The organism is Micromonospora sp. PRAS1 (assembly GCF_059553435.1).
The window spans coordinates 122,730-147,952 of the sequence record NZ_JCANNB010000010.1 but is presented as its reverse complement, the minus strand read 5'-3'; the positions used below and the strand labels follow the sequence as shown (position 1 = coordinate 147,952).

Annotated in this window: 23 protein-coding genes; 16 read left to right on the top strand and 7 right to left on the bottom strand. The window is 68.6% G+C overall.

Annotation, left to right across the window (positions count from 1 at the left end):
* Nucleotides 1–19: 19 nt before the first annotated feature.
* The 6 genes from AC507J_RS12485 to AC507J_RS12460 all read left to right on the top strand — a co-directional run bounded on the left by AC507J_RS12485 (nucleotide 20) and on the right by AC507J_RS12460 (nucleotide 3,903).
* Entirely contained in the window at nucleotides 20–541 is a 522-nt protein-coding gene (locus tag AC507J_RS12485) for a P-loop NTPase family protein (protein WP_496289292.1), read from the top strand.
* 24 nt (nucleotides 542–565) lie between these two features.
* Nucleotides 566–1,381: a class I SAM-dependent methyltransferase gene (locus tag AC507J_RS12480; RefSeq protein ID WP_496289291.1), complete on the top strand. Its 816-nt coding sequence runs from the start codon at nucleotides 566–568 to the stop codon at nucleotides 1,379–1,381.
* Nucleotides 1,378–2,115, top strand: a complete 738-nt coding sequence (locus AC507J_RS12475) for a phosphotransferase (protein WP_496289290.1) — start codon at nucleotides 1,378–1,380, stop codon at nucleotides 2,113–2,115. Before AC507J_RS12480 ends, AC507J_RS12475 begins: the two co-directional genes overlap by 4 nt.
* Nucleotides 2,116–2,138: 23 nt before the next feature.
* Nucleotides 2,139–2,789: a histidine phosphatase family protein gene (locus tag AC507J_RS12470; protein WP_496289289.1), complete on the top strand. Its 651-nt coding sequence runs from the start codon at nucleotides 2,139–2,141 to the stop codon at nucleotides 2,787–2,789.
* Nucleotides 2,786–3,571 carry a phosphotransferase family protein gene (locus tag AC507J_RS12465; protein ID WP_496289288.1) on the top strand — a complete coding sequence of 262 codons (786 nt, stop codon included), beginning with the start codon at nucleotides 2,786–2,788 and terminating at the stop codon, nucleotides 3,569–3,571. The genes AC507J_RS12470 and AC507J_RS12465 overlap by 4 nt, the downstream gene beginning before the upstream one ends.
* A 200-nt stretch (nucleotides 3,572–3,771) precedes the next feature.
* Complete coding sequence (locus tag AC507J_RS12460) at nucleotides 3,772–3,903, top strand: hypothetical protein (protein ID WP_496289287.1); 132 nt, start codon at nucleotides 3,772–3,774, stop codon at nucleotides 3,901–3,903.
* Nucleotides 3,904–4,234: 331 nt separating this feature from the next.
* On the opposite strand, the gene AC507J_RS12455 is transcribed toward AC507J_RS12460, so the two are convergent.
* The gene (locus tag AC507J_RS12455) at nucleotides 4,235–5,275 is read right to left on the bottom strand and encodes a helix-turn-helix domain-containing protein (protein WP_496289286.1); all 1,041 of its coding nucleotides are present in this window, start codon (nucleotides 5,273–5,275) and stop codon (nucleotides 4,235–4,237) included.
* A 218-nt stretch (nucleotides 5,276–5,493) separates the two neighbouring features.
* On the opposite strand from AC507J_RS12455, the gene AC507J_RS12450 reads away from it, so the two are divergent.
* A complete protein-coding gene (locus tag AC507J_RS12450; RefSeq protein ID WP_496289285.1) occupies nucleotides 5,494–6,048 on the top strand; it encodes a hypothetical protein in 555 nt (184 codons plus the stop codon).
* Nucleotides 6,049–7,036: 988 nt separating this feature from the next.
* On the opposite strand, the gene AC507J_RS12445 is transcribed toward AC507J_RS12450, so the two are convergent.
* Nucleotides 7,037–8,152: a M23 family metallopeptidase gene (locus AC507J_RS12445; RefSeq protein WP_496289284.1), complete on the bottom strand. Its 1,116-nt coding sequence runs from the start codon at nucleotides 8,150–8,152 to the stop codon at nucleotides 7,037–7,039.
* A 5-nt stretch (nucleotides 8,153–8,157) separates the two neighbouring features.
* Nucleotides 8,158–8,688, bottom strand: a complete 531-nt coding sequence (locus AC507J_RS12440) for a hypothetical protein (protein WP_496289283.1) — start codon at nucleotides 8,686–8,688, stop codon at nucleotides 8,158–8,160.
* A 159-nt stretch (nucleotides 8,689–8,847) separates the two neighbouring features.
* Here AC507J_RS12440 and AC507J_RS12435 point away from each other — a divergent pair, with 159 nt between their 5' ends.
* The 9 genes from AC507J_RS12435 to AC507J_RS12395 all read left to right on the top strand — a co-directional run bounded on the left by AC507J_RS12435 (nucleotide 8,848) and on the right by AC507J_RS12395 (nucleotide 22,118).
* Nucleotides 8,848–9,141, top strand: coding sequence for a hypothetical protein (locus AC507J_RS12435; RefSeq protein ID WP_496289282.1), 294 nt, complete (start codon nucleotides 8,848–8,850; stop codon nucleotides 9,139–9,141).
* Between the two features lie 50 nt (nucleotides 9,142–9,191).
* Entirely contained in the window at nucleotides 9,192–9,914 is a 723-nt protein-coding gene (locus AC507J_RS12430; RefSeq protein ID WP_496289281.1) for a DUF8175 domain-containg protein, read from the top strand.
* Between the two features lie 64 nt (nucleotides 9,915–9,978).
* Nucleotides 9,979–11,223 carry a hypothetical protein gene (locus AC507J_RS12425; RefSeq protein WP_496289280.1) on the top strand — a complete coding sequence of 415 codons (1,245 nt, stop codon included), beginning with the start codon at nucleotides 9,979–9,981 and terminating at the stop codon, nucleotides 11,221–11,223.
* 5 nt (nucleotides 11,224–11,228) lie between these two features.
* On the top strand, nucleotides 11,229–12,725 hold the full coding sequence (locus tag AC507J_RS12420) for an SCO6880 family protein (protein ID WP_496289279.1): 1,497 nt from the start codon (nucleotides 11,229–11,231) through the stop codon (nucleotides 12,723–12,725).
* Between the two features lie 27 nt (nucleotides 12,726–12,752).
* Nucleotides 12,753–14,207, top strand: coding sequence for a putative type IV secretion/conjugal transfer ATPase (locus AC507J_RS12415; protein WP_496289278.1), 1,455 nt, complete (start codon nucleotides 12,753–12,755; stop codon nucleotides 14,205–14,207).
* Entirely contained in the window at nucleotides 14,204–16,045 is a 1,842-nt protein-coding gene (locus AC507J_RS12410) for a type IV secretory system conjugative DNA transfer family protein (protein ID WP_496289277.1), read from the top strand. The genes AC507J_RS12415 and AC507J_RS12410 overlap by 4 nt, the downstream gene beginning before the upstream one ends.
* On the top strand, nucleotides 16,042–16,248 hold the full coding sequence (locus AC507J_RS12405; protein ID WP_496289276.1) for a hypothetical protein: 207 nt from the start codon (nucleotides 16,042–16,044) through the stop codon (nucleotides 16,246–16,248). The genes AC507J_RS12410 and AC507J_RS12405 overlap by 4 nt, the downstream gene beginning before the upstream one ends.
* Nucleotides 16,238–18,280 (top strand): toprim domain-containing protein, encoded by a 2,043-nt coding sequence (locus tag AC507J_RS12400; protein WP_496289275.1) that lies wholly within the window; start codon nucleotides 16,238–16,240, stop codon nucleotides 18,278–18,280. Before AC507J_RS12405 ends, AC507J_RS12400 begins: the two co-directional genes overlap by 11 nt.
* A 601-nt stretch (nucleotides 18,281–18,881) precedes the next feature.
* A complete protein-coding gene (locus tag AC507J_RS12395; RefSeq protein WP_496289274.1) occupies nucleotides 18,882–22,118 on the top strand; it encodes a class I SAM-dependent DNA methyltransferase in 3,237 nt (1,078 codons plus the stop codon).
* Nucleotides 22,119–22,236: 118 nt separating this feature from the next.
* Here AC507J_RS12395 and AC507J_RS12390 read toward each other — a convergent pair whose 3' ends face one another.
* The 4 genes from AC507J_RS12390 to AC507J_RS12375 form a co-directional block, all read right to left on the bottom strand.
* A complete protein-coding gene (locus AC507J_RS12390) occupies nucleotides 22,237–23,634 on the bottom strand; it encodes a hypothetical protein (protein WP_496289273.1) in 1,398 nt (465 codons plus the stop codon).
* Nucleotides 23,631–24,017, bottom strand: a complete 387-nt coding sequence (locus tag AC507J_RS12385; RefSeq protein ID WP_496289272.1) for a hypothetical protein — start codon at nucleotides 24,015–24,017, stop codon at nucleotides 23,631–23,633. The genes AC507J_RS12390 and AC507J_RS12385 overlap by 4 nt, the downstream gene beginning before the upstream one ends.
* Nucleotides 24,018–24,096: 79 nt before the next feature.
* Nucleotides 24,097–24,552 (bottom strand): DUF4913 domain-containing protein, encoded by a 456-nt coding sequence (locus AC507J_RS12380; RefSeq protein WP_496289271.1) that lies wholly within the window; start codon nucleotides 24,550–24,552, stop codon nucleotides 24,097–24,099.
* Nucleotides 24,549–25,205: a hypothetical protein gene (locus AC507J_RS12375; protein WP_496289270.1), complete on the bottom strand. Its 657-nt coding sequence runs from the start codon at nucleotides 25,203–25,205 to the stop codon at nucleotides 24,549–24,551. Before AC507J_RS12375 ends, AC507J_RS12380 begins: the two co-directional genes overlap by 4 nt.
* Between the last annotated feature and the right edge of the window lie 18 nt (nucleotides 25,206–25,223).

The window sequence follows — 25,223 nt, the reverse complement described above, 5'->3', positions numbered from 1 at the left end:
GCCCCTACCCTGGAGGGCCATGGACAGGATCGCCATCATCGGCTGCGGCGGCAGCGGCAAGTCGACAGTTGCCCGGCAGCTCGCCCAGATCCTCGACGCGCCGCTGACCCACCTCGACGCGATCTTCTACGACGAGCAGTGGAATCCGCTGCCTCAGGAGGAGTTCGCCGCCAAGCAGGAGAAACTGGTCACCGGCGAGCGCTGGATCATCGAAGGCAACTACGCCGGCACCCTGCCGATCCGGCTGGCCGCCGCCGACACCGTGATCTTCCTCGACCTTCCCGCCGCCACCTGCCTCTGGGGCATCGCCCAGCGACGCCGACGCTACCGGGGCGGCCAGCACCAGGCCGACGGCGTCTACGACCGGATCACCTGGAACTTTGTCCGGTACATCCTCAGCTACCGACGCACCATGCGACCCCGCGTCCGGACCCTCATCCAAGAACATGGGCCACACGTCCGGCTGATCTCGCTCACCAGCCGCCGCCAAGCCAACCAACTGATCGAACGAGTACGACAACAAGCCCAGCCGATGACCTGACCGACCCGGCATGGGAGACGTCCCATGCCGGTTAACCCGTTCCTTGATCCAAAACTGGTTCACGGTGACCTCTACCGTTCCAGCGGCCGAATCGCAGAACGCACCCGCGCACTACGCGAAGCCAAGATCGCCGGACGGGACGCCGCCGACGTCATCGTCGACCTGGTCGCTCAGCGCACCCCACCCGGCGCGGCCGTACTCGACATCGGCTGCGGACGCGGCACCACCACCCTCCGCATCTCCGACCGTCTCCGTCCCCGACGCCTCATCGCTGTCGACGCCTCATCCGCACTGCTGGCCACCGCCCGTACCCGGCTGGCTGAGGCCAGCCGAACCGGCTCGGCGGTCTGCGCCGACTTCCACCACCTACCGCTGCCCGACGCGCTGGCCGACGCGGCGGTAGCCGCGTTCTGCCTCTACCACTCGCCCACACCCGCCGCCGTGGTCGCGGAGATCGCCCGCTGCCTCCGCCCCGGAGGTATCGCCGTCCTGGCGACCAAGTCGCTGGACAGCTACGCCGAGCTCGACCAGCTCGTCCAAGCCGCCGACCTCGACCCCGACGCCGTCCGCCGGCCGAGCCTCTACGAGAGCTTCCACAGCCGCAACCTCGTCGACATCGCCGCCGCCCACCTCACGGTGCTCGACGTCCTGCATGAGGAACACGTCTTCGAATTCGCCGACGCCACGCACCTCGCCCGATACCTCGCCACGACCCCGAAGTACCGGATCCGCGCCGCCGGTGGTCCGGCCGGCCTCGCCGCGATCCTCCGGGAACGACTACCGGCACCGCCATACCTGACCCGATCCACCGTCAGCTACGCCCTGGCAGCACGACCGTGACCAGCAACCTCTTCATCAAGCGGTACGACGACCCACGGCGCTGCTCGGCAGCGGCGGCCCACCACGACTGGCTCGCCGGGCTGAAGTCCGGCGTCCGCCTCCCGCGTCTGGTCACGCGGACCAGGCGCCACCTGGTCTTCGAACGGCTACCGGGCCGCACACCCGAGGTGGCGGATTTGCCCCGTGTGGCGGCCGCACTCGGCCGGCTGCACGACACCGCCTACCGGAGAGAACTGCATACCGCGCGCCTCGAACAAGCTCACACCACGGCGACAGGGCTGGTGCTCCCCCACTTCGCCGGGCCGCGTCGGCAGGTGCTGCACCGTGCCGCCCACATCACGGGCGTCAGCCTGGCCGCGATCGACGCCGTCCTCGATCGGGCTGACCAGGCGGTGGCCTTTTACAAGGACCCGAACGTCCGCAACTACCTCGTTGAAGAAGAGGACGTGGCTGTCGTCGACTTCGACGACCTCACCCTCGCCCCCTTCGGCTACGACCTGGCCGGACTACTCGTCACCGCCTCCATGACGTACGGCCGCCTCACCCAATCCACCGTGACGAGCTGCGTCGACGCCTACCGGGCCGCCACCGCACCAAACCGATGCCATCTTGACGAGCTGCGGCAGTACGCCGAACTTCACCACCTCTTGACGCTCCGGTACCTCGGCACCAACGGATACCAACACCCATGGCCCACCGTCCGGCCCTGGCCCGACCCGTTCGCTCCAGACTGACCACCCCGGAAGGAGCCCTGCCGATGTCCCCCACCACCGAACTCGTCATCGCCCGTCACGGCGAGGCCGCCTGCAACGTCGCCGGAATCGTGGGCGGCGAACACGGCTGCACCGGCCTGACCGACCGGGGACGCCACCAGGTCACCCGGCTCGCTGCCCGGCTGGCCGCCGAGCACGCAACCCGACCGTACTCGGCCTTCTACTCCACCCCCCGACTTCGAGTAGTCCAGACCGCTGAGATCATCACCCAGTTCCTTGAGCTGGCGTCCGCCGTCGAGCCGGAACTCCGCGGACCTGACCACGGCGACGCCGACGGCCGCCCGTGGACGGACGTCAAGACCGCCTTTCAGGGACCACCCCAACACGCCCCCGACATCCCGTACGCCAACGGATCCGAAACGTGGAACCAATACCTCGACCGGGCAACCAAAGCCCTACAACGGATCCTCGCCCGGCACGAGGGCCAGCGGATCCTCATCGCCGCCCACGGCGAGACCATCGAGGCCGCCAACAACCTGCTCCTCGCACTCCCCCGAAACGCATGCCTGCGGCTCGGCTTCGTCAACGACCACGCCTCGGTCACCCGATGGCAGCGACCGACCAACCGCTTCGGCCGCACCATCTGGCAACTCGCCGCCCACAATGACACCCGCCACCTCGAAACAGGGCAATGAACAGCGCCGACCTCCTCCAACTCTGCCAGCGCCTCCTCGACACCGACGCAGTACCCGTCGGCTGTCACCCGGGCCATGCGGGCACCCACGTACTCCGCGCCACAACCGTCGAGTACGGCGAGGTGATCGTCAAACCACACCGCAGCCGCGAACGGCACACCCAGGAGGTACACGCCTACCGGACCTGGGTTCCGGCCCTCGGCGACCGGGCACCCCGTTTAGTCGCAGCCGCTGACGATCCGCCCGCGATCGTCATCACCGCAGTGCAAGGTGTCCCACTCGACCAGCGCGCCCTCGATCCGGAGGCCGAGCAGGACGCCCACCGCCAGGCAGGGCTACTCCTCAAGATTCTCCAGGCCGCCGGACCACCAAGGCTGGAGCCGGACTGGACGGCCTGGCTCGCCCAACGCGCCGAGTACTGGATCCACCAAGCCGGAGACCGCATCACGCCTGACGCCCGCGCCGAGGTACGGGCCCACATGCGCGCCCTCCAAGACCTCGCCCCGCTACCTGCCGTGCCATGCCACCTCGACTTCATGCCCCGCAACATGATCTACGGCGACGACGGCGTCGTTCGCCTGATCGACTTCGAGCACAGCCGATACGACCTACCCGCCCGCGACCTCGTACGCCTCGCCACCCGAATCTGGCCCAACCGACCCGACCTGCGCGACAACTTCCTCGACGAGTACGGCCAGCTCAGCGCAACCGACCGCGAGGTGCTGGAACACTGTGCCTACCTCGACGTGCTGACCCGACGCAGGCAACAGCAACGACGATGAGCCAGCCCCATGTGCGCGGCTTCGGCGAGGCAAACTCGCGACTCCGACTCGCGGCCACATCCAGATGCCCCGTAGTGCGGGTTTCGCCAGGCCATGCATTGGCACCCGGGGGTCGGCGTGAGCAAGGAACGGGCAGCGCGCTGCATTGGGTTGACCTCCGGTTCGACGTGTGCTCAGCGGCGGCGCGTTTCGTTCCCCGCTTGCCGCGCAACTGCCCGGTGCTGCGTCGTGCACGGCTCTACATCCCCACCGGCTACGACTACATCCCGTCGTACGTTCCGGGCCGGAACCCGGTCATCAACCAAGCCCTGCACAAGCGCCTCCCGCCGTAGGGCAGGCCACGATTCCTTGCGTGAATCACCACCATCGCGCCGCGTGACGGGCTGTAGGTGACGCCTGGGGAGGGCGTGTCACGTGGCCGGTCGCAGCAGTAGACGTCAGCGGCGCGAGCCCGTGCGGCATCCGATTCCACCTGCGCGGCTGACCGCCCCGCTACGCCGAGAAACGCTGGACCCGGACACCCGCGTCTGCCTCGCTTCGCGAGCAGCGTAATGGCGACAGCGCTGATCAAGTGCCCGGTCAAGGTGGTGCCGATGTTCGCCGCGTTCGCGGTCGTACACCGATCATGCGTCCCCTCCTGGTCAGCCCAGGACTCGGCCTCGTTTACATGGAACGGGTTGTCGGCTGCAACAGGAACACTTGATCCAAAGCTCCGGTACATGTTGCTTGAGCGACTTCGGCCCCCTTGTCCACGTCCGCCAGTCCGCCGAGAATGCCGAGGCAAAGCCCACTGTGGGTGGGCCGAATCCGATATCCGGTCGATGTCGGTGTCTGGGCCGGCTCCAGCTGGTAACGCTGGTGCGCTGCCCCCATGCACTCGGTGGGCGCTAACAGCGCTTCGTCCGCTATGAGCGCTTGGTCGACCGTGAGGCACCCGACGCCTTCCACTGGATGATGCCACCGGATCTCGTAAACGCCGCCGATGCTCGTTGCGGCGAGGTACGTGTCCGGGACGATCGCGGCGCAGGAGCGTTGCACGGCGAGGGGCCGATCGGTACGACGGTTGCGCTCACGGCCCTCGCCGATGCAAAGGCCGCGGTCAGGAATATGGGCGGGCTGGATGAGGAACCAGCCCTCAGCCGGCAACTCAGGCCCGGCGACGCCTTCATGTTGGCTGCCAGTCGGTTTGAGCAGCAAAAACGCCGCGATGCTGATCACCAGCCCGAGAACGCCTAAACCGATCACCGTTGGTCGCGACCGGCGGCCTCTCGCCACCTGGGGATCCGCTGGTGTCTGCTCGGTCCCGCCGTCGGACGGTGGTTCCCGTTGCTCGGCAGAGCTCGATACCGGGTGTTCGGATCCCACGGCGATGCTGTTGCGTACTGTGGTCCACCGGTCAGCGGTGTCCGGATCGAGGCCGCAAGCCAGGACGAACGTCGCGATCAGCGGGGCGCGTGGCAGGGTGTTGCGGCCAAGCATCGAGGCGATCGTGCTTGGCGGGAGCGATCCTCCTGATGCCTGCGCCTTCGCGGCCAACTCCCGGTACGACAGCCCCGACCACAGGCGTAGCGTCCTCAGGGCCGCGACGAACTCTCCGGCGTTCATGGATTGATCGGGTTCCGGCGGACGCAACACAGGACTCCCCCACTCCCAGGCGTTTCGATTCAGTTGGAACCACCAGCATTCAGACAACTGCACATCCATGCCTTCAGATTGCTAACTTTCCAGGCCGTTGTGACCGCCATCACGTCACCTCAGCGCCCGCAGGCAGCCGCTGAGGTGACGTGAGCGAAACTGTTCCGCACAGCTCAGTCCCTGTTCCACCTTGCCAACTGCAGTTCAGGCTTACCGCCAGATCGATGTAGTCGAGCAGGAAGATCTTCAACCTGCGGGCCACTCAACACGGCAGGAAGGCAAAGGGAATGAACGTTTCCATCAAGCAGAGAACCTCGGCGGTTCTGGCGGGACTGGTCCTCATGGTGGGCCTGGCGATCACGCCGGCCGCACCAGTGCTTGCCACTCCCGCCCCGGCAACAACCGTCTCGCAACTCGCGGTGGCCGACTCGACCGTTACCTCGATCAACCCGTATGAGTGGAACACCGCCACCGCCTCAGGTCCGCCACCGGCGACAGCGCTATGTGTATGGACGCCCGGCGCCGAGGCCTGCTTCGAGCGGTCCGGCGACCGGTGGTGGGTGCTCGACAACAGTGCTGATGGCCGATCGGTGACCGCGTCGTGGAAGAACCGGCTCGACACTTACCCCGGCTGGTACACCGTGGATTACCGCGAAGGTTCCTGCGTGAACAAGCTGGGCGCCGGCAACTGGGGTGTGTGCAATAAGGACTACTACGAGGACAGCACCCGGCACGCTTACGGCATCGGAAGCTTGCTCGAATGGCAGGCTTGTTTCTACGACTCGCCAGCCGGCACCTGGCACGGATGCTCTTCGCTAAGGTGGAGCTACAACGACCAGTAACCGCTGACAGCAGGCTCCTCCCGCCGGGCGGCACTGGTCCTCGGCATCCGTCGACGATTTCTCGGCAACCGCACGCGGCCTACCGGCCCTGGGCGGCTGACCGCCCCGCCTGGCCTGCGGTCAGGCGGGGCGACTTGCCGTCGGGCCGGGTCACATGCCCGTGCTTGACCCGTAGAGGCCAATTCGGCAACCGCCAGCGAGACGGAGCTGTCCTCCGTCGGTTGATGTGCGACACGCCAGTCAGGGAACGGGCTGAGGCGGAGGGGCGAAGCGCCTCGATCTCGCTGCGCGGAGCGGGGACCGGCAGCGCCTATCGGTTGTGTGAGTGGCCGTCAGTCCCCTGCGTCATAGCAAGCGTCGGTAGAACCGACGGCACTGCGCCGAGGCTGGCCGCAGTCGTCGCCGGTAAGGCGAAGTTCGACTGCGTAACATCGCGTCGGGCCGACGCTTCCACTGCGTCGTTGTCGACTCCCACAGCATCGGGTGCTGGTCGTGCGGGGCGAGCCTGGGCAGCGGCAAGTTGGGCGACGACAGCATCTGTACGGAGGTAGGTTCGGACGGCATCGGTTCGCAGCGCCCCGCCGGCAGCGTCAGTCAGCACGGTGACGGTCGCTTGATTCGTCCTCACGGCCACCCAGGGTCGGCTCACCAGGCCGAGCTCGTCCGTCAATCCACGGACAAGCTGTGACCAGTCGTTGTCCGAGAGCTGGCGTTCATCGGGTTGAGAACGCAGCGCGAACGCGTTGACTCGACCCCGGTCGGCTAGTCGGCGTAGCTCCTCGCGCCATGTGCTGGAGTGCCAGCCGCCGCCTGCGTCCAGAACACGTGCACCCTCCACTCGCCCCGAAGCACCATCGCGTGCAGCGACTCCTGCCGTGATCGAGGCAGCGAGCTGGCGTGAGGACTGCGGATCGTAGGCGTTGACTAGCATCGTCGATCCTCCAGGTCTGACCGGCCGAAGGCGGTCGAACTGAGCTGACAAGTCGGGCTATCGCTCGATGGGTACGCCGACGGCGTCCAGGAAGGTGAGCGGGTCGACCGCGTTGGCGGCGATCAGGGGTGGCGCGTTCCGGTGCACCTCGAAGTGCAGGTGGGGCCCAGACGACCTTCCGGTGCTGCCGACCCATCCGATGACCTCGCCGGCCTCGACCTGCGTTCCTGCGGTGACGGCGAGGCGTACGGCGTGGCAGTAGCGGGTGGCGATGCCCTTGCCGTGGTTGATGTTGACGATGAGCCCGCAGCCGGACAGGTTCGGGTGTCCGGGGCGGTCGCAGTAGGGGCTGTCGCATCCGGCGGTGAGGACTACGCCGGCCGCGGCGGCGTAGATCGGGGTATCGGTGGCTGCGGCGAGGTCAATGCCGTTGTGCTCGGGTCGTGTCGGCGATCGGAACTTGCTGACCAGCAGGTAGCTGTCGGCGGGCAGGGGCAACCGCCAGAGGCCGGTGCCGCCGGGCGCGAGGGTGTACCTGTCAATGCGGGATCGCACCTGCTGCGGGTAATCGTGCGTCTTGCCCGCAGGCGGCACGCCGCCAGCGTTCAGGACGCAGGTTCGGCCGCAGAAGTAGGCGGCCCAGGCAAGGTCTGCCGGCTCGCCGGCGAGGCGTTTGCCGTCGATGTTGCGGGTCGCCCAGACCACGAGGTCGCACATCAGGCGCCCCATCGCATAGAGGGCGTCTTCGGGGTCGCTGGGCGAGTTGCTGCCGTCCTGGTCGTAGTCGTCACCCCAGACCGCCCAAGTGCCGAGTTGGAACTGTGCGATGCCGATCGCGTCTCCGCCCCGCTCGACCGGGTTGTGGGCGATCGCGTCGGCGTTCCAACTACTCTCCAGGTCGACCTGCGCGGCGATCATCGGCGGGGATATCTGCGGGCAGATCGAGCCGGCGAGGGCCACCCAGGGAGTGAGGTGGCGGGCGTGTGCGGGGATGGCGTCGACGTTGAGCTGCCCGGTGTTGGGCACCGCCACCACCGCCGAGGTTGTGGCGAGCAGGGTCGCGGCGCCGGAGGTGACGAAGGCGAGCAGGCCCGCTCCGGTGAGAAGCACACCTGCGAGCAGGAACGCGACCGTACGTGTCGTGGTGTGGACCTGACCAGTCGTGTCGGTCATCGCGGTCAGCCGATCTCGTACGCGCTGATGCGCCAGCCGCTTCCGACCGGCCGAAGGGCGCACATGACGGTGTGTCGTTCGATTGGGCTCCGCCATCCGTCGCGTCCCACCGGCTGAACCGTGATCAGCGTGGCAGCGTGCCGCTGGTCAGCGGTGTCTGGCGGCAGTGCGTCGCCGGCGTACGGGCCGACCTGGACGTCGGTGTAGGCGCGGTGGCTGGTCCATTCCTGCCATTGCGCCGTGCGGCGGCTTGGCTCGGCGGACGCCAACGCGGCTGCCGACGTGGCGTCCAGGTAAGCCGTGGCCCGTTGGTAGGCGTCGGTCGGATCGTGGTCGACGGTGGTGTCGAGGCGATGCACGGCGACGGCGAACGCGGCGCACACCGCTGACGCGTCGCCGTAGTCAACCGAGGGGTCGATGACAGGGGACGACGGGGCTGCGGACTGCTGGGGTCGTGGCCCTGGTGCCGAACAGGCCACAAGCATCGCGGTGAGCAGGACGGCGAGCAGATAGTGCGAGCGGCGAGAGCGGGTCATGCGGGCCAGGCTCGGATGCGCCGCTTTCCGGCGGCGCTGCGGTAGCGCCGTAGCGCCGCCGACGACCTCGGCGGCTCCCGTAGCGCCTACCCGGATCCACAAACGTCTCCGGCGGCGGCCCGGCGATCGGGCCGCGTTCGCATGTCGGAGGAGATCAGGATGGTTCTCAAGCTCGTTGTCGCCAGCCATGTGGTGCTTGCCGCGGAGGCACCCGACCCGAATCCGTCGGCACCGCCGGGCATGGACGCGATCGCCGCCGACTTCCTCGCCTGGGGGAAGTGGATTCTGTTGGTCGCCGGGGTCCTCGGGTTCATGATCTGCGCAGGAATGATGATCATCGGCCGGCGTAACCGGTCGCAGACGGCGGTGGACGGTGCCGCCGGCGTGCCGTGGGTCCTCGCTGGACTGGCGTTGACCAGCATGGCCGCCGGAATCGCCGGGGTGGTGCTGTGATGAGGGGTCAGCCCTTCCGGCACACAGCGCGGCGACGTTTCGTCGGTCCGGTGGTCGCCACCGCGGCCGGGCTCGCGATGCTCCTGCTGGCGGTGTTCATGGCCATGCACGGTGGCGAGCGGCTTCAGCCCACGCCGATCACGCCCGACCAGGACAAGGTCACGGCTACGCCGAGTGCGGATCGCACGTTCGATGCACCGCAGCAGACTGAGGTCGACCTCTTGTGGCCGGCGGATCTGAGCTGGGTCACGGTGGCCGGGCTTGAACTGCCCGTCTCTGCCACGGCCGGTCCACGCAGGCTGCAGGGCGGACGGGCCCAAGGGTTCGCCCAGACGCCGGTCGGCGCGGTTCTCGCAGGGCTGCACCTGCTGGTCCGCACCAGCCCGCAGGTAGGTCCGAACGTCTGGAAGCCGACACTGCACGAGCAGGTCGTCGGGCCCGACGCCGGCGCGTACGCCGATGCCGTTGCTCGGGGTTACGCCGTTGGTCGCGAGCAGCTACAGGTTGCCTACGGCGACCCGCTTGCCCCCATCTACGCCTCGATCGCCGGCATCAGGATCGACACCTATCACCCGGACGCGGCCAGCTTGCGCCTGCTCATCGAGGCACCGGACGGCACCGGCGGCGTCGCCCGAGCCGCCACCGTCGTGCAGGTCTCCTGGTCCGGTGTGGACTGGCAGCTGGTGGCCCCACCGCAGGGTGACTGGTCAACGGTACGGACACTAGTCGGGCCCGCCCTCGCTCGCGGTTACGCGCCGCTGCCGAGCAGGTAGCGCCATGTGTGATGCGTGGGATCTCGAATGTGGAATCGAGAAAGGCGTGGCCGGGGTCGTCGGCATGGTGGCCGACTCCTGGATCGGTCAGCTCGCCGACCAGGTCAGCAGGGCACAGTCAAACTTGATCACATCGACGGCGACCTGGTGGCTGTCTCTGCCGCCGGTCGATGTCGAGCGGGCCTCGGCTACGCAGGTGCTCCAGCAGTGGATGCTGCCGATCGCCTTGCTGGTTTCGGTCGGCGGCATCATGTGGCAGTCACTCTTGATGATCATCAACCGGAAGGGAGAGCCACTCGTCACGGTCGTGAAGGGGCTGTTCACGACCGCCCTGTTCGGCGCGGTCAGCCTCACCGGCACGCAGATGCTGCTCCAGGCGTGCGAGGCCTACACCGAATGGGTCCTGACCTGGGGTATGGATTGTGCCCCCGGGCTCGGACAGGATCAGGCCTGCAAGACCGATGCGCTGGCCGCACGGCTGCAGCTCATCCTGCTTCCGGTGCTTCCTGGTGTCGGCAGCGTCCTGATCGTCGTCATGGGCCTCGTCGTGCTCGTCGGAAGCATCGTGCAGGCGATGTTGCTGCTGTTCCGCAGCGGTGCCATCACCATCCTGGCCGGGATGCTGCAACTCGCGGCCAGTGGCAGCTTCACGGCGGCTACGTCCAACTGGCTGCGACGGGTACTCGGCTGGCTGCTCGCGTTGACCTTCTACGAGCCGTTCGCCGCCACCTCGTATGCGGTCGCGTTCATGCTCATCGGCGACCCGGAAACCCGTGACGTCTCGACCTGGTTCACCGGCGCCGGGATGCTCGGCCTGAGCCTCGTCGCACTCCCGGCGATGATGAGGTTCTTCAACTGGACCGTGGGCGCTGTTCAACAGTCCGGCAACTCGGCCGGGATGTTGGCCGCCGCCGGTGCCGCCGGCCTGCACGCGATCGCGTCACGCCGTGGCGCCGGTGGCATGACGGCCACCGACTACGCCCGGGAGATGGATCGCCGCAACCCGCCACCGTCGAGCGGCAACAGTTCAGGTCCTCCCCCACCGACACCACCGACGCCACCGACGTTCACCGGACCGGCCCCCGCTGCCGGCACCACCCCGTCAGCCGGCACCACGACGGCAACCACGGCGAGCAGCACTACCGGAACCGCGACGACCGCGACTGCCACCAGTGGTAACGCGGCAGCGGCAGCCGCCACCGGCCCCGCCGCGCCTAGCGTCGCGGGAGTGGTGGTCGGGGCCCAGGTCGCACAGGCAGCGGCCAGGACAGTGTCGAGCACGGCCGCCCGCTCGATGGAAGGCGGGTGATCGGGATGTCTGCTGACGCACCCGCCGCCGAAACCCGCACCTACGGCGGATGGCGCCGGGCCAGGGCCCTGGGCATGTTCGGGCTCGGCTTCGGTCAGACGATGGCGGTGCTCGCGGCGCTGACCGTCTCGCTCATCACGGTGTCGGTGAGCCCTGCTGGCCTCCTGGTGGTGGGGCCGATCTGCCTGGTCATCGTCGTCGGCAACGTCGCCCAGTGGGGCGGGGTGTCGCTGGCGCAGGCACTCGTGCAGCGGTTGCGCTGGGCCACCGGCGCCGCACGTGGTCATACCAGCTACCGCGGCGGCGTGATGTCGGCCGAGGAGCATGCCTGGCAGTTGCCGGGTGTGCTCGCCCCGACCGTGTTGTTGTCCGCCGAGGATGGCCAGGGTGGGACGTACGGCGTGGTGTGGCATCGCCGGCTCGGCACCATGACTGTCACCTTGCGCTGCGCCGCCCAGTCCACCTGGCTCGCCGACTCGGAAGCAGCAACGGCGTGGGTGTCGAACTGGGGTGGTTGGCTCGCGGGCCTCGGCCACGTGCCGATCGTTCGTTGGGTCGCGGTCACCGTCGACACCGCGGCGGACTCGGGAACGCGGCTGGCCGACTACATCACCGGTCGGCTGGCCCCGGACGGTCCAGCGGCGGCGGTACGGGTGCTCGAGCAGCTCGTCGCCGCCGCGCCGCAGGCCGCGGCCGATGTGCAGACGAACGTGTCGATCACGTTCGACCCGGGCGCGTCACCAGCCCGTCCCAAGTCACTGCAGGAGTGTCTCACGGAGGTCGACCGGGCCCTCCCGGGCTTGCAGGACGGGCTCGCCGCATGCGGGCTGACGGTGCTGGGCCGGGCGACCGCCACGCAGATCGCGGGAATCGTCCGGCACAGCTTCGACCCGACCAGCCGCGGCGACGTGAAGCGCCTGCTCAACGCCGATCCGGAGGCAGCAGCGCAGTTGCTGGACTGGAGCAATGCCGGCCCGGTCGCCGCCCAGGAACACACCGACCGGTACGAGCACGACGGGGCGACAAGCGTTACCTGGGCGTGGCATGAGGCACCGCGTCAGCCGGTCACCCACCACGTGCTCGCCCGGCTACTCGCACCCGGCGACCACCCCAAACGGGTCACGCTGCTGTACCGGCCACTAACCGCCGCACAAGCCGCAGGTGAGGTCGAGCGGCAGGTCAACGCGGCCCAGTTCCGGTCCGCGTACCGGCGGGCACGCAAGCTCGACCCGACCGCGCGGGACATCGCCGACCACGAGCAGGCCGCGCAAGCCGCGCGGGAGGAAGCACTCGGCGCCGGCGTCGGCCTGATCAGCCTGTGGGTGACGGCCACGGTGCTGGACCCGGCTGACCTGGGCCGAGCCGTCGCCGAGGTGGAGAGCCGCGCGGAGACCTGCAAGGTCCGGCTGCGCCGCCTGTGGCGCTCCCAGGCCGCCGGATTCGCGGTCACCCTGCCGACCGGGATCTGCCCACCGGTGCTGGCCCAGCACTGGCCGCACTGACCTTTCGACTTCTCAGGAGCATCATCGATGACACGAGTTGATATCGACGTGTCCGCGTACGGTCCGCTGGCCCCGGCATGGGGATGGCGTCGGCCGCACGCAGGGCGGGCCGTGCACGTCGCGGCCGGAATCGAATACCAGGCCACCACCGTGCAGGCCGCCGGGCTGTATCCGTTCACCGCCGGCTCCGGAGCTCCCCTGCTCGGGGTGCCGATCGGCCGGCATCAGCTGTGGGGCGAGTCCGTGCTGCTCGATCCGTTCGAGTGGCTCAACGCCGGCCTGACCACCAACACCGGCATCTTCGTACTCGGGCAGCCCGGCGCCGGGAAGTCCGCGCTCGCCAAGCGTCTGGTCACGGGGATGGCCGCCACCGGCACCCAGGTCCTGATCCTCGGCGACACGAAGCCGGACTACACCCGGCTCGTCCGGCATCTCGGCGGGCAGGTCATCCGCGTCGGTCGAGGGCTGGACCGGATCAACCCGCTCGACGCCGGTCCACTCGGCACGGTGCTGTCCCGAATGACCGGCCCGGACGCCGACCAGCTGCGGCTGGAGGTACGCGGACGGCGGCTCACCCTGCTCATCGCGCTGTGCACGCTGGTGCGCGACGGCGGGCGGGTCAGCAACACCGAGGAGGTCGTCCTCGGTCGCGTGATCGACCTGCTCGCCGAGCGGCGCAGCGGCGACCCGGTGATCCCCGACGTGCTCGCAGTGCTCGACCAGGGACCGGACACGATCCGCGCCGCGACCCGGGCCACCTCGCTGGCCGACTACCGCCGGCGGGTCGACGACCTGGTCGCCACCCTCCGGTTGTTGTGCGAAGGCACCCTCGCCGGCGTCTTCGACGCCGCCACCTCCACCCCCATCGACCTGTCCGCCCCCGCCGTCAGCATCGACATCTCCCGCGTCGCCGCAGCCGGCGACAAGCTGGTCGCCGCCGCGATGCTGTCGGCCTGGAGTTACGGGTACGCCGTCATCGATGCCGCAGCCGTCCTCGCCGACCAGGGCCTCGCGCCCCGGCGACGGCACCTCGCCGTGATGGACGAGTTGTGGCGGGCGCTGCGGGGTGCCCCAGGTCTGGTCGAACCCGCCGACGCGCTCACCCGGCTGTCCCGCAACCTCGGCGTCGCGCAGATCATGCTCACGCACTCCCTGGACGATCTTGATGCGCTCGCCACGGACGAAGACCGGGCCAAGGGTCGAGGGATGGCCGAGCGGTGCGCGATCAAGGTTCTGGCCGCGTTGCCGGGTCGGGAACTGGACCGCATCGGTCTGATGGTCCGTCTCTCCGGCCCGGAACGCGACATGGTCGCCTCCTGGGCCGCCCCGGAGGCCCTGGTGCCCGGCGCCACCCATCCTGGTCGCGGGAAGTACCTGGTGAAGACCGGCGAGCGGGCCGGCATGCCGGTCGCGCTCCACCTGGTCGGCGACGAACGCTGGCTGTACGACACCGACATGGCGGTCCGGGCAGGCGCCCGATGAGCGGCATCCGCAGCCAGCAGCCGATCTACCCACGCGGTAGCGCCGGCGGATACCCCCTGGCACCCTGGCTGATCCTCGGCTCCTGCGCCGCTGTCGCCGGACTGACCTGGATGGCGTGGCTGGCAGGCCGGCTCACCGCAGTCGCCACCGGACACCCGTGGACGACCGGTCTCGACTTCGGCTGGGACTTCACGAGGCACCTGATCGATCAGGACTGGCAGCGTCTCTGGCCCGGGGTGCCACCGCACCTGGTAGCGGCCACGTACGCGCTGCTGCTCGCCGTGACCGTCGTACCTGCTTGTTGGGGGTGGGCGTGGTGGCAGGCCCGCCGGCCGCGGGCCGGTGATCCGCTGCCGTCGCTGGCCCGCGCCCACGACGTCGACGAACTCATCGGCACCACGGCCGTACGGCGAGCACAGCGGCTGCGGCCGAGCCTTGCCGGCAAGCCGAAGCAGGTGCCGGCCGCCGCAGTCGGCATCGCCCTCGGACGGCTGGTCACCCCCGGCCGCCGGCGCGGTCCGGTCCTCCGCTCCAGTTGGGAGGACGTCCTGCTCGCCGTGATGGCACCACGGGCCGGCAAGACGACAAGCCTCGCCGTACCCCCGATCCTGGACGCACCGGGACTGGTGCTGGCCACCAGCAACCGCTCCGACCTGTGGGCCGCCACCGCGCGGGCCCGGCAGCGGGTCGGCCGGGTCTGGTCGTTCGACCCGCAGCGGGTGACCCGTCAGCCGCAGACATTCTGGTGGGATCCGTTCGCCACGATCGACGGCATCGAGGACGCCGCGCGGCTGGCCGACCATTTCATCCAGGAGATCCGCGGCACCGGCAGCAGCGACCCGTTCTGGCCACTCGCAGCCGGGGACCTGCTCACCTGCCTTTTCCTGGCCGCTGCCACCTCCGGGGGCACCCTCGCCGACGTACAGGCCTGGCTGTCCGACGCCACCAACCGCGAACCGGTCACGCTGCTGCGTACCGCCGGGTTCCCGCAGGCCGCGCGGTCCCTCGCCGGCCGACAGAGCGGTGCCCCGGAAACCAGGGACGGCGTCTACGAGACCGCCCGCACCGCCGCCCGCTGCCTCTCCGACCCGGAGATCATGGCCTGGGTCACCCCACCAGCCGGTGGCCTCGACCGGCTCGACGTCACCACGTTCCCCACCTCCTCCGACACGCTCTACCTCCTGTCGAAGGAAGGGGCCGGCGCAGCGGCTCCGCTGGTCGCCGCGCTCACCGACGCGGTGTTACGCACCGCGGTCGTCCACGCTGAGGCTGCCGGCGGCCGCATCGACCCGCCGGTGCTTGCGGTGCTCGACGAGGCCGCGAACATCTGCAAAATCAGCGACCTGCCGCAGCTCTACAGCCACCTCGGCGGCCGAGGCATCATCCCGATCACCATCATCCAAAACATCGCCCAGGGCCAAGGCGTGTGGGGCGAACGCGGCATGACCGCCCTGTGGAGCGCCGCCACGATCAAGCTCATCGGCGCCGGACTCGACGACTCCCGACACGCCGAGGACGTCTCACGACTCATCGGCGACCACGACGTCGCCACCACCTCGATCAACCGGGACGGCAACGGGCACACCAGCTACTCCACCAGCGTCCAACGACGGCGAATCCTCGATCCGGGCGACCTACGCGCCCTCAAGCGCGGTCGGGCGATCCTGCTGGCCACCGGCGTCCGAGCCGCCATGGTCGAGCTGATGCCGTGGTACAGCGGCGAGTACGCCGACACCATCAGCGCCGACACCACCGCCAGCGTCGAAGCCATCACCCGGACCGCCCAGACCGATCTGGACACCAGCCTGATCCACGATGACGGCAGGGAGGCGCCGTGAGCAACCAACCGTCCCACCCACCGACAGATCAGCAGTGGATCGAGGCGATGTTCGCCGACCTGCAACGTCAGATCGACCAACTGGCCGGTGACCTCCTGGCGCTATCCCACCTGCTACACGCCCATACCCTCGCTGCGCTGGACGGCGTACCGGACACCGTCGCACATCCCGACCAGCAGCCGGCGGCCGACGATGGCCAGTGAACAACGACCCCCTGCGCCCGAACGCCTGTACGCGGTCAACGCCGCCGCAGCCCAGTTCTACGCCGACCGCCTACCCACCTCGGCAAAGGCCGCGAGCTACCTGACCAGTCACGGCATCAGCGCGGCGGCGGACCCGACCGGACCATGGCAGGTGGGGTACGCGCCGGGACGCTGGACCGACCTGGCCACCCACCTCCAGGCGGCGGGATTCACCGCCAACGAGGTCACCGCGGCCGGCCTAGGCTTCATCCACCGTCGCAGCAAGCACCTGCTCGACCGGTTCCGTGACCGGATCATGTTCCCGATCACCGACGTACACAACCGTGTTGTGGGGTTCACCGCCCGCGACCTGAGCGGCCGGGCCGAGGCCAGATGGATCAACACCCCAGAGACCGCCGTCTACCGCAAACGCTCGCTGCTGTACGGCCTCGGGCAGCAGCTCGCGCACCGGCCTACCGGCACAGGGACACCGCTGGTGTTCGTCGTCGAGGGCGCCGCCGACGTGCTCGCGATACACCACATGGCCACCGCGTACGCCGCCATCCCCGAAGCGCAACCGGTGTACGCGGTCTCCCCGTGCGGCATCAATCTCACCGACGAGCAGCTCGGTCTGCTCCAGCAGACCCTGGCCGGCGCCCAACTGATCCTGGCTTTCGACGGTGACGACGGCGGACGCCGCGCCGTCCGGCGTGCGTACCCGATCGCCGCCCGGTGGCCCGGCCAGGTCTCCGGCGTCCGCCTACCCCCAGGGCAGGACCCCGCCGACATGCTCGTCTCCATGGACCCGGTCTCAGCAATCAACGAGATCATCGGCGCCATCCAACCCCTCGCCCAGCTCCAGATGACCGACACCATCAGCCACCTGTACGCCACCAAGAAGATCACCGACCCGGGACGCTTCGTAGCAGACCGCATCACCGCCTACCGGGCCATCGCTGAATTATTCGTGGACGCGCCGCAAGCTACGAGGGCAATGGCCGAAGCCGCCGCCGAACAACTCGGCCTGGACTCCACTGACGTCGCCCGCGGCGTCATCGAGGCATGGGAGGCCCGGACCCGCTCCCCCAGCGGCCTCGACCCTCCCCCTGGGCCCGAGCCGCAGGTGGGATCACGTGCACCCGTTGACCCGCCAGAAGCGGAGCAATCCGCGGATGCTGGCGAACCCTCCCTGACGGTGTCCGCCATCGCAAGCAGTACCGACGGACGATCCACCGTCACCACCGCTACATCCACCCGCCACGACCGGCACAGCGGGATCACCGTCTGGACACTTGCCGACGGGATCGGGCAACACCAGCAGGCAGCAGCCGCTGCGGAAATCGCCGCCGACATCGCTGCCACCGTCACCGCCCACTCGACGCCGGCCGCCGGGCTGCACGCCGCACGGGCCGCAGTCAACGCCCTCTACGAGGGAGTCCACCCCAGCCAGGCCGGTGACGCTTCCCTCCTGGTCGTCTCGGCACATCCCGCACCGGGCAACCGACTCGGCGTACGGTTCGAGATCGCATGGGCCGGCGACTGCCGCGCCTACACCTTCAAAGCCGGCCGGCTCGTCCAAGTCACTGCCGATCACACCACCGCCCGGCAGCGACGCGACCACGGCGAACACGTCCAGCCCGGCAGCCTTGCCGACACTATCCTCACGTCCAGCGTCCGCTCGGGCGACATCAGCGTCTGCCCGCTCGATGACGGCCCTCTGCTGATCTGCACCAGCGCACTACACCGTGCCGTCCCACCCGCAGTTCTGGAAGCAGAGCTGGCCGGGATGTGCGACGTCCGCGCCAGCGCCAACCGGCTGACCAGCAACCTTGGACCGCGCAGCGGAGCTCCTGCCCTCCTTCTCATCCATGCCCGATCGGCTCCGCCATCACACGTCACCACAACCGACGCCGCGCAACGCCCAACGGTGACCACCACTGGGTCCGCCGCAGCCCTAGCCAGAACCTCGTTCACCAACGGCGCAACGGATTTAGGATCATCGGCGGACCGGTTGTCACTGGGGCAGGTCCGGTCGGACCCGCGACATCGCTAGGTGCAGCCAGGTCCTGAGGGCCCTGGCTCCGCTGGCCGGTCAACGCCGCCACGCGCCGGCTCAAGCACCTCGCAGGGGTCCGGATGCCAAGGATGTACCCACATGCCGCGCCACACGATCATGACGACCATGCTCAACGCCGGCGTCAGCCTCCCGACGTGCAGATCGCCGCCCGTCACACCGACCCCCGAACTACGGTGCGGTACGACCGAGCCCGCAAGAACCTGGATCGGCACCCCAACTACATCCTCGCCGCGTACATGGCCTCCGGGACGTAGCCAGCGCTCACGGCTCTGGCTCCGATGAGTGGGCGTCCGATCATAACGCCGCACTAGCCCAGACGGTTCTTGCGATCTGACCGTGCATGACTGACTTGGATGGGCGCGGCTGAGCTGGCGAAGCCGAAAGCTGGCGGACGTCACCAGCGAGTAACAACGCCTGGACAGGCGTCCTGAGGTGCCAGTCAGCAAGCCATTGACGGAGAAAGTTCGTGCTCATGTCTTCCCAGACGATCAGCAAAGCGGCCGACGGCAGACTTCGTTGGCAAAAGACAAGCTGGAATGATCGATAGCTTCGGCACGTCAAGGGGCGGGGGAAGTTCGTGAGCAGCGAGGCCAAGGATCTAAGCGCGCTGATCTGGTCGATCGGCGACCTGCTGCGCGGTGCCTACCGGCCATCCGAGTACGCCAGCGTGGTCGAGCCGTTTACCCTGCTGCGCCGTCTCGACCTGCTGCTGCAGCCGACGAAGGAGGAGGTGGTTCACCGTTTCGGTCAGCTTCGTGCGGAGGGCTTCACCGACCTCGATGCCGTGCTGTGCGAGACCACAGGCTTGCCTTTCTACAACACGAGTCAGCTGAGTTTCCAGTCGGTGGCGTCGGATCCGATGGAGGTTGCCAGAAACCTCCGGTACCACATCGGCGGGTACTCGGACCTCATCGCCGAAGTGCTGCGGGCTTACGACTTCGACCGGCAGATCAGCCGCCTGGACAGGGCTCGGTTGCTGTATCCGGTGGTATCCCGGTTCACCGACATCGATTTGGGGCCGCAGGCGGTGAGCGACCGCCGGATGGGTGCCGTCTTCGAGGAACTCGTGCAGGTTTTCACCGCGGCGAACTACGACGCTTCCGGCGAGAACTTCACACCCCAGGACGTCGTGCGGGTCATGGTGGAGTTGCTGGTGCCGCAGGACAAGGGCACCGGCCGACGGACCGTTCACGACCCCGCGTGCGGTATCGGGGGAGCCCTGCTGGAGACGCGGCGGCAGATTGAGGTGCGCAATCCGTCCGCCGCCGTCGAGATCTTCGGTCAGGAGATCAACGCACGGACGTACGCAATCTGCCGGTCGAACATGCTGATGCGGGGTGACGGCGGCGGACGGTTCGTGCACGGCAACTCGTTGAGCCAGGACGCTTTTCCCGACGAGGTGTTCGACTACCTGATCTCGGCTCCGCCGTTCGGCCTGGACTGGCGGAACGTCCAAGACGTCGTGAAACACGAGGCCGAGATGCTCAGATCCAGCGGCCGCTTCGGAGCGGGACTGCCTCGCATCAGCGACGGATCGTTGTTATTCCTGCAGCACATGGTCGCGAAGATGAAGCGGCCGGAGGACGGCGGAAGCCGCCTCGGCATCCTGTTCAGCGGATCGCCGCTGGACGTGGGTGGCCCCGGGTCGGGTGAGTCGGAGATCCGCCGATGGATCCTCGAGAACGACCTGCTCGAGGGCATCGTTGCGCTACCGGAGCAGCTGCTCTACCACACGGCAATCGAGCCGTACTACTGGATCCTGACTAATCGCAAAGACGAAGAGCGCCGCGGAAGGGTCGTGCTGGTGAACGCCCGCGACGAGTGGCAGCAGATGCGCCAGTCGCGTGGCAGGAAACGCCGATACCTAGCGCCGGACCACATCGTCGCCGTCACCGACGCGTACCAGCACGCGCCCGCCGTAACCCGCAACCCTCAGCATCCTTGGAACGCCCGCGTGCGGCTGCTCCGAACCGAGGAGTTCGCCGTCCGCCGGGTCGTCATCGACCGCCCACTCCGAGCCCGGTTCGACCTGACCGAGCCGAGCGCCCGCCGTTTGGTCACCGAGGCTCCGTTCCGGAACGTGTTCGGCCGGGAGACCCTCGCCGAGCCGCTGCGTCAGCTGACGGGGTCCTCATGGGCCACGAGGAAGAAGGCCCTTGGCGCACTGTGCGCGGCGGTGCGGAACGCCGGCGAGACGTGGCCGACGACGGCGAGTTTTCAGAACGCGGTGAGCCAACTCCTGCGGGTACCGGACCCGGCCGGGGAAATCCAGAAGAACGGTCGGGACATCGAGGCGGACCCGGCATTGAGCACAACGGTCGACCTCCCGGCCCACCGCGATCCACACGACCATCTGCGCGACGAGGCCTGGCCGACGGACCCCGACGCGTGGATCAACCCCGCCAAGACCCGGTTCGGCTACGAGATCTCGCCGACCCTCTTCTTTGTCGCCCGCATCAACGCGAACTTCGACTCGCTCAAGCGGTTTGCACGACGGGAGACAGCCAGGGTGCGGGTAGTCGGCGAGGGCAACAGCTGGCGGCAGCTGAGCGCCAGAGACCTGCACGACGTCGAGTCTGCTGCGGCCCTACCGGAGGCGCCGGAGTCCCGCCTGCAGATGACCGTGTGTCGCGATGGTGACCTGGTCGGCTGGCCCGGCAACTGGCGGCTGCTCCCACCGAACTTCGGCGAGGCCGTCACCTCGATGTTCGTGCTCCATCCCGCCGAAGGACGCGGCCGCTTGCTGTGCGAATGGCTGAACTCGCGCCCGGAGGACTCGCCCGCCGCCTTACGGATGACCAGCCGCAAGCTGATGGACATCCAGGTACCCGTCGACCTGTTCGACGGAGAGATCGAGCACCACCTCGAGGCGGTGCAGGAAAGCCGGCGCAGGATCCAGGCGGCAGCCTCGAACACCCTGCCGAACGTATTCAGCGCAGGCCAGACGGACATCCATCGGCTCCGCGACGAGATCCGGTCGGCTGCCTCCGAGGCCGCGCTCGTCGCCGACCTGATGCGGCCGGTCGAGGATCCGGTCGGGCGAGCCGAATGGACCTATCCGTTTCACATTGCGTCCCTCGCCCGGCGATACCGGATCAGCACCCATCCAGCGGAACAGCAGGACGGCCTCCTCAAACTCGGCGAAGGCATCGCCCGCGTGCTCGGCATCCTCGCGCTGGGCGAGTTGATCGCCGACCAGGGCGGGTTCACCGCCGCGCTGCGCAGCCAGCTGCGAACCGGCGCCACCTTTGGTACCTGGACGACGCTAATCGGCCGGTTCGCCGACAGTGCCGTCACGCCGCTGCTCACCGACCTCGGCCGGCTCCGTGACGTGGGTGGCGTCCGCAACGTGCTGGCCGCGATCAAGCAGGTCCGCAACCGCACCCACCACTCGCACGGCGTCCGCGCTCACCATGAGATCGAGAAGGACGTGGAGACGCTCGAACCTCACATCATCTCGGCGCTCACGACGGCCAACTGGCTCGCCGCCAACCCCTGGGACTGGGTGGAACGCTGTGAATACCTCGACGACTCCTCGTACCGAATCGTCGGGCTGACGCTGAGGGGCAGCCACCCCAGCTGGGAACCCTTCGACCGGCCCAGCCTCTCGCCACTGCGACCGAACCGGATCTATGTCAACGGCGCCGGTGGTGACCCCGTCGATCTGTGGCCGCTGGCGGCGGTCAGCCTGTGCCCGCGATGCCAGACCCGCGAGCTTTTTCTGCTCAACCAGTGCCAGGACGAGACCCTCATCCTGCGAAGCCTCGAAGAGCACGAACTGGAGATCGGGCACCCGCTGCCAGCACCCGCGTAGTCCCGCGTTCCGGCACCGATACATATCGCAATATTACATTGCATCAGATAATTTTCCTGATGGCGCGAAAAGGACCCACATTCTGATGAGAGCTATCTGTCTCACGAGACGACTGGGCCTAACTATGATGCCGGTGGCGAGCTTCCTGAGGACCGGAGTACCGCCATGGCTGCTGATCCGATCGATCGCGCACAATCTCAGATGATTGCGCCGGTGCCGGGAAGGCGAGCTTTGCCAGGCGCGGCGCTGCACGTGGTAGATACGACGAGCGGAGTGCGGGAGCGCTGGCCGCGAAGAGTCTCGCCTTCAGTCCCTGGATTTGCTCGTCGTCTGGGCGGGCAACGCACCAGCGGGCGACGGCGTAGAACACCCCGTTGCGAGGAAAGGGTTCGAGTTCTCTGGGTCCGAGGACGAACAGGTTCCCCTGGCCCGCCGCTTTCAGGGTCGCGGTGGCCAACACGTCGGCGAGCGACGGCAGCGTGGCTGCTATCTTGTCGATCGTTGCGCTACGGGGTCCGTTGCTGATCTGCGTTGGACGTGGTGGTCCGGGACGGATCCACTGCGCGAGCAGGTCAAGATCATCGACGATCTCGGCCCCTGGTCCCTGCGGTGGAACGCCGTGCAGCTTGCCGGCGGCCTGTGCGGCGGCATTCCAGGCGCGCCAGTCCGCTCCGGCGGCCTCAGGTGTCGCCAGGGTGCTGATGATGAGTCCAAGACGAGTCGCCCTGGTCAAGTGCGCGGCGCGAACCTCCGCAGGGTTGCGGTGCATCCAGTCGCGCAGCGCAAGCAAGGAACGGTACGCCTCGACGCCGGTTCTGATCGGTCGCTGCCGCCCGACCAGGGGCGGAACATCGAGCGTACGGAGCAAGGGTGGTGCGCCCGATGCCGCTCGATGTACCTCACCCGCGATGTCCTCGAGCCGACTGCGGCTGGCCCAGCCAATTTCGTCCATGGCCGTGGCGTGCGTGTCGGCGGTGAGGCGGTGGCTGCGACGCATCCACTCGGGCAGGTTGGCGTCCACCGACAGCAGTTCGCGGGTCAGGGCGGCAATGTCGGCGAGGGCGGCCTTCCGGCCGGCCCCGGCACGGATCGCGACTCCCTCGGGAGTCAGGGCGGTGCGTCGCGGTGGTGCGTGGCTGGCGAGGATGTCCCCTGCCGCGGACACCGCCTTCGCGGCTGCGTCGAGGTGACGTCCCACCCGGCCGATCGGCTCCGTACCGGCCTCGCCCGGTACGGGGGCGCGAGCGGCAGCAGTGATTCCGAGGTACAGGCGGGTCGCGTGGTCTCCGCCGTCGATCTCGAGCGCGTGGTCCACCGTGTTGCGGTCGATGTCAGAGCGGGCTGGCCGATCGCCGAGCACAAGCTCGATCAGCCTGGCCACACCCGCGTACACGCGTTGGCGCGCCGCGAGGGTCGCGCTGACGTCGTCGAGCGTCGGGGCCGGATCGGAGCCCAGCCGTACCTGCGCCTGGGCCAGATTGTCGTACGCGCGCTGCAGCCAGTCCCCGTAGCTCATTCCAGGGCCTTGACCGCGGCGCGGAGTCGGTTCGCTGTCGCGGCGTACGCGAAGCGGCGCCGGGCTGGGATTCCGAGCTGCCCACCTGCGCGTTCGTAGCCGGCCGCAAGGGCCAGGACCAGGCGAAACAATGCCTCGTGCACCTGGCGCGAGGCGAGTGAGGGTTGCACGTCGACGATTGCGATTGGCACCGGGTCCGGATACAGCTCGTCAAGCGCTGTAAGGAGCTCCGATGCCAGCAACGCCCATTCCCGTCCCTCCGGAATCGGCGCTTCGAATGCCAGGCAGGCCAGCCTGAGACTGGCCTGCGCCTCGGTCTCGTCCTCGACCCCCTGATGCTCGATGCGGGTAGTTGCCTGATACAGAGCGCTGAGGTAGTTCATCGGGAAATTCTTTCGACCAGGTCGGCGCGCGGCCATGACGCGGGCGAGCACCTGTGGATAACCAACCTGTGGGGACGCATCAGTCCCACCAGCCTTCAGGAGCAGGTTCGGCGGTCGCAGGCGCGAGTTCGGTGTGGCGGGCGGAGCGGTCGTCGGCGGCGGGCCGGCACTGTTGGAACGGGCCGCCGCTGCCCAGCAGTTCGTGGATGTGCCGGTCGGCCTCGATCGACCAGCCCGACATGCCGGTCGCCACGAGGCGGTTGGCCTCCCAGGAACGCCAGAGCAGTTCCAGTCGCCAGATCGCCTCGGCGTGGCGCCACCACTGTGGGCACCAGTGCCAGCGTTGCCCGTCGACGCGCCACCCGAACATCGGCAGGAACAGGCCGGTCACCCAGGCTTCGACGGTCGGGAACCTCAACGCCGGCGGGGGCCCGATGACGGCCGGTGTCTGGTCGTCCACGCGTCGCATGAGTTCAGCGACCTGCTCCTGCAACCCGGCGACCACTCCCGCCAGGTCCTCATCGCGGCTGGTCACCGGGTCCTCCTCTGGGTGGGGTGGGCGGTTGCGGCGCGGGCCGACATCGCGGTGGGGTGGGCGGTGAGTGCCTGCTGTGCAGGCGTGGCGAAGGACTCGGCGGCCAGCCGTGGCGGATCGGCTGACCGCTCAGCGGTGGCCATCGCGGCAGCGTCCGCTGCGGCATCGCTTGCGCGCCCGGATGCGGCAGCGGCGTGGCTGCGGGCGCGCTGGTGCTCGTCGACGGCGGTGGCCGGGTCATCGGGCGCACCGGCCATGGTGGCGGCGTTGCGCTGCTCGGCTTCGGCCCGGTCGAGGAGGCTCTCGATGTAGGCGAGGGACGGTGCGGACCAGCCACCGTCTTCGAGGTTACGCAGCAGTCGAGCTCGGCCGACCGGGTCCAGCGTGCCGGCGACCCTGGCGATTTCTCGATCGAGTTCCTCGCCGACCTGGGTAAGCACTCCAGCGCTGGCAGGCCGCCCGGGATGTTGCCGGGCAGGACCCTGCCCTGTCCAGACGTAACGGGCGGCGTTGGCCATCGCCTCCTCGCGGCTCAGGCCGTCGTCACGCCCCTGTAGGTAGAAGTCGATCAGACTCGGTGCCCGGCGACGCAGCTCGTCTTCGGCTGCGGCCAGCACCGTGGCGGCGGTGCGGTCCGTATCGGCGTGGCGCACCGCCTGACCCCAGTGCCG

What these genes read in the sequence shown, in the direction of transcription:
- AC507J_RS12400 (WP_496289275.1), top strand. Translation starts at nt 16,238, where the DNA reads ATGGCCAGTGAACAACGACCCCCTGCGCCCGAACGCCTGTACGCGGTC.
- AC507J_RS12440 (WP_496289283.1), bottom strand. Translation starts at nt 8,688, where the DNA reads ATGACCCGCTCTCGCCGCTCGCACTATCTGCTCGCCGTCCTGCTCACC.
- AC507J_RS12425 (WP_496289280.1), top strand. Translation starts at nt 9,979, where the DNA reads ATGGTGGCCGACTCCTGGATCGGTCAGCTCGCCGACCAGGTCAGCAGG.
- AC507J_RS12450 (WP_496289285.1), top strand. Translation starts at nt 5,494, where the DNA reads ATGAACGTTTCCATCAAGCAGAGAACCTCGGCGGTTCTGGCGGGACTG.
- AC507J_RS12420 (WP_496289279.1), top strand. Translation starts at nt 11,229, where the DNA reads ATGTCTGCTGACGCACCCGCCGCCGAAACCCGCACCTACGGCGGATGG.
- AC507J_RS12465 (WP_496289288.1), top strand. Translation starts at nt 2,786, where the DNA reads ATGAACAGCGCCGACCTCCTCCAACTCTGCCAGCGCCTCCTCGACACC.
- AC507J_RS12415 (WP_496289278.1), top strand. Translation starts at nt 12,753, where the DNA reads ATGACACGAGTTGATATCGACGTGTCCGCGTACGGTCCGCTGGCCCCG.
- AC507J_RS12435 (WP_496289282.1), top strand. Translation starts at nt 8,848, where the DNA reads ATGGTTCTCAAGCTCGTTGTCGCCAGCCATGTGGTGCTTGCCGCGGAG.
- AC507J_RS12485 (WP_496289292.1), top strand. Translation starts at nt 20, where the DNA reads ATGGACAGGATCGCCATCATCGGCTGCGGCGGCAGCGGCAAGTCGACA.
- AC507J_RS12455 (WP_496289286.1), bottom strand. Translation starts at nt 5,275, where the DNA reads ATGGATGTGCAGTTGTCTGAATGCTGGTGGTTCCAACTGAATCGAAAC.
- AC507J_RS12390 (WP_496289273.1), bottom strand. Translation starts at nt 23,634, where the DNA reads ATGAGCTACGGGGACTGGCTGCAGCGCGCGTACGACAATCTGGCCCAG.
- AC507J_RS12445 (WP_496289284.1), bottom strand. Translation starts at nt 8,152, where the DNA reads ATGACCGACACGACTGGTCAGGTCCACACCACGACACGTACGGTCGCG.
- AC507J_RS12410 (WP_496289277.1), top strand. Translation starts at nt 14,204, where the DNA reads ATGAGCGGCATCCGCAGCCAGCAGCCGATCTACCCACGCGGTAGCGCC.
- AC507J_RS12480 (WP_496289291.1), top strand. Translation starts at nt 566, where the DNA reads ATGCCGGTTAACCCGTTCCTTGATCCAAAACTGGTTCACGGTGACCTC.
- AC507J_RS12385 (WP_496289272.1), bottom strand. Translation starts at nt 24,017, where the DNA reads ATGAACTACCTCAGCGCTCTGTATCAGGCAACTACCCGCATCGAGCAT.
- AC507J_RS12470 (WP_496289289.1), top strand. Translation starts at nt 2,139, where the DNA reads ATGTCCCCCACCACCGAACTCGTCATCGCCCGTCACGGCGAGGCCGCC.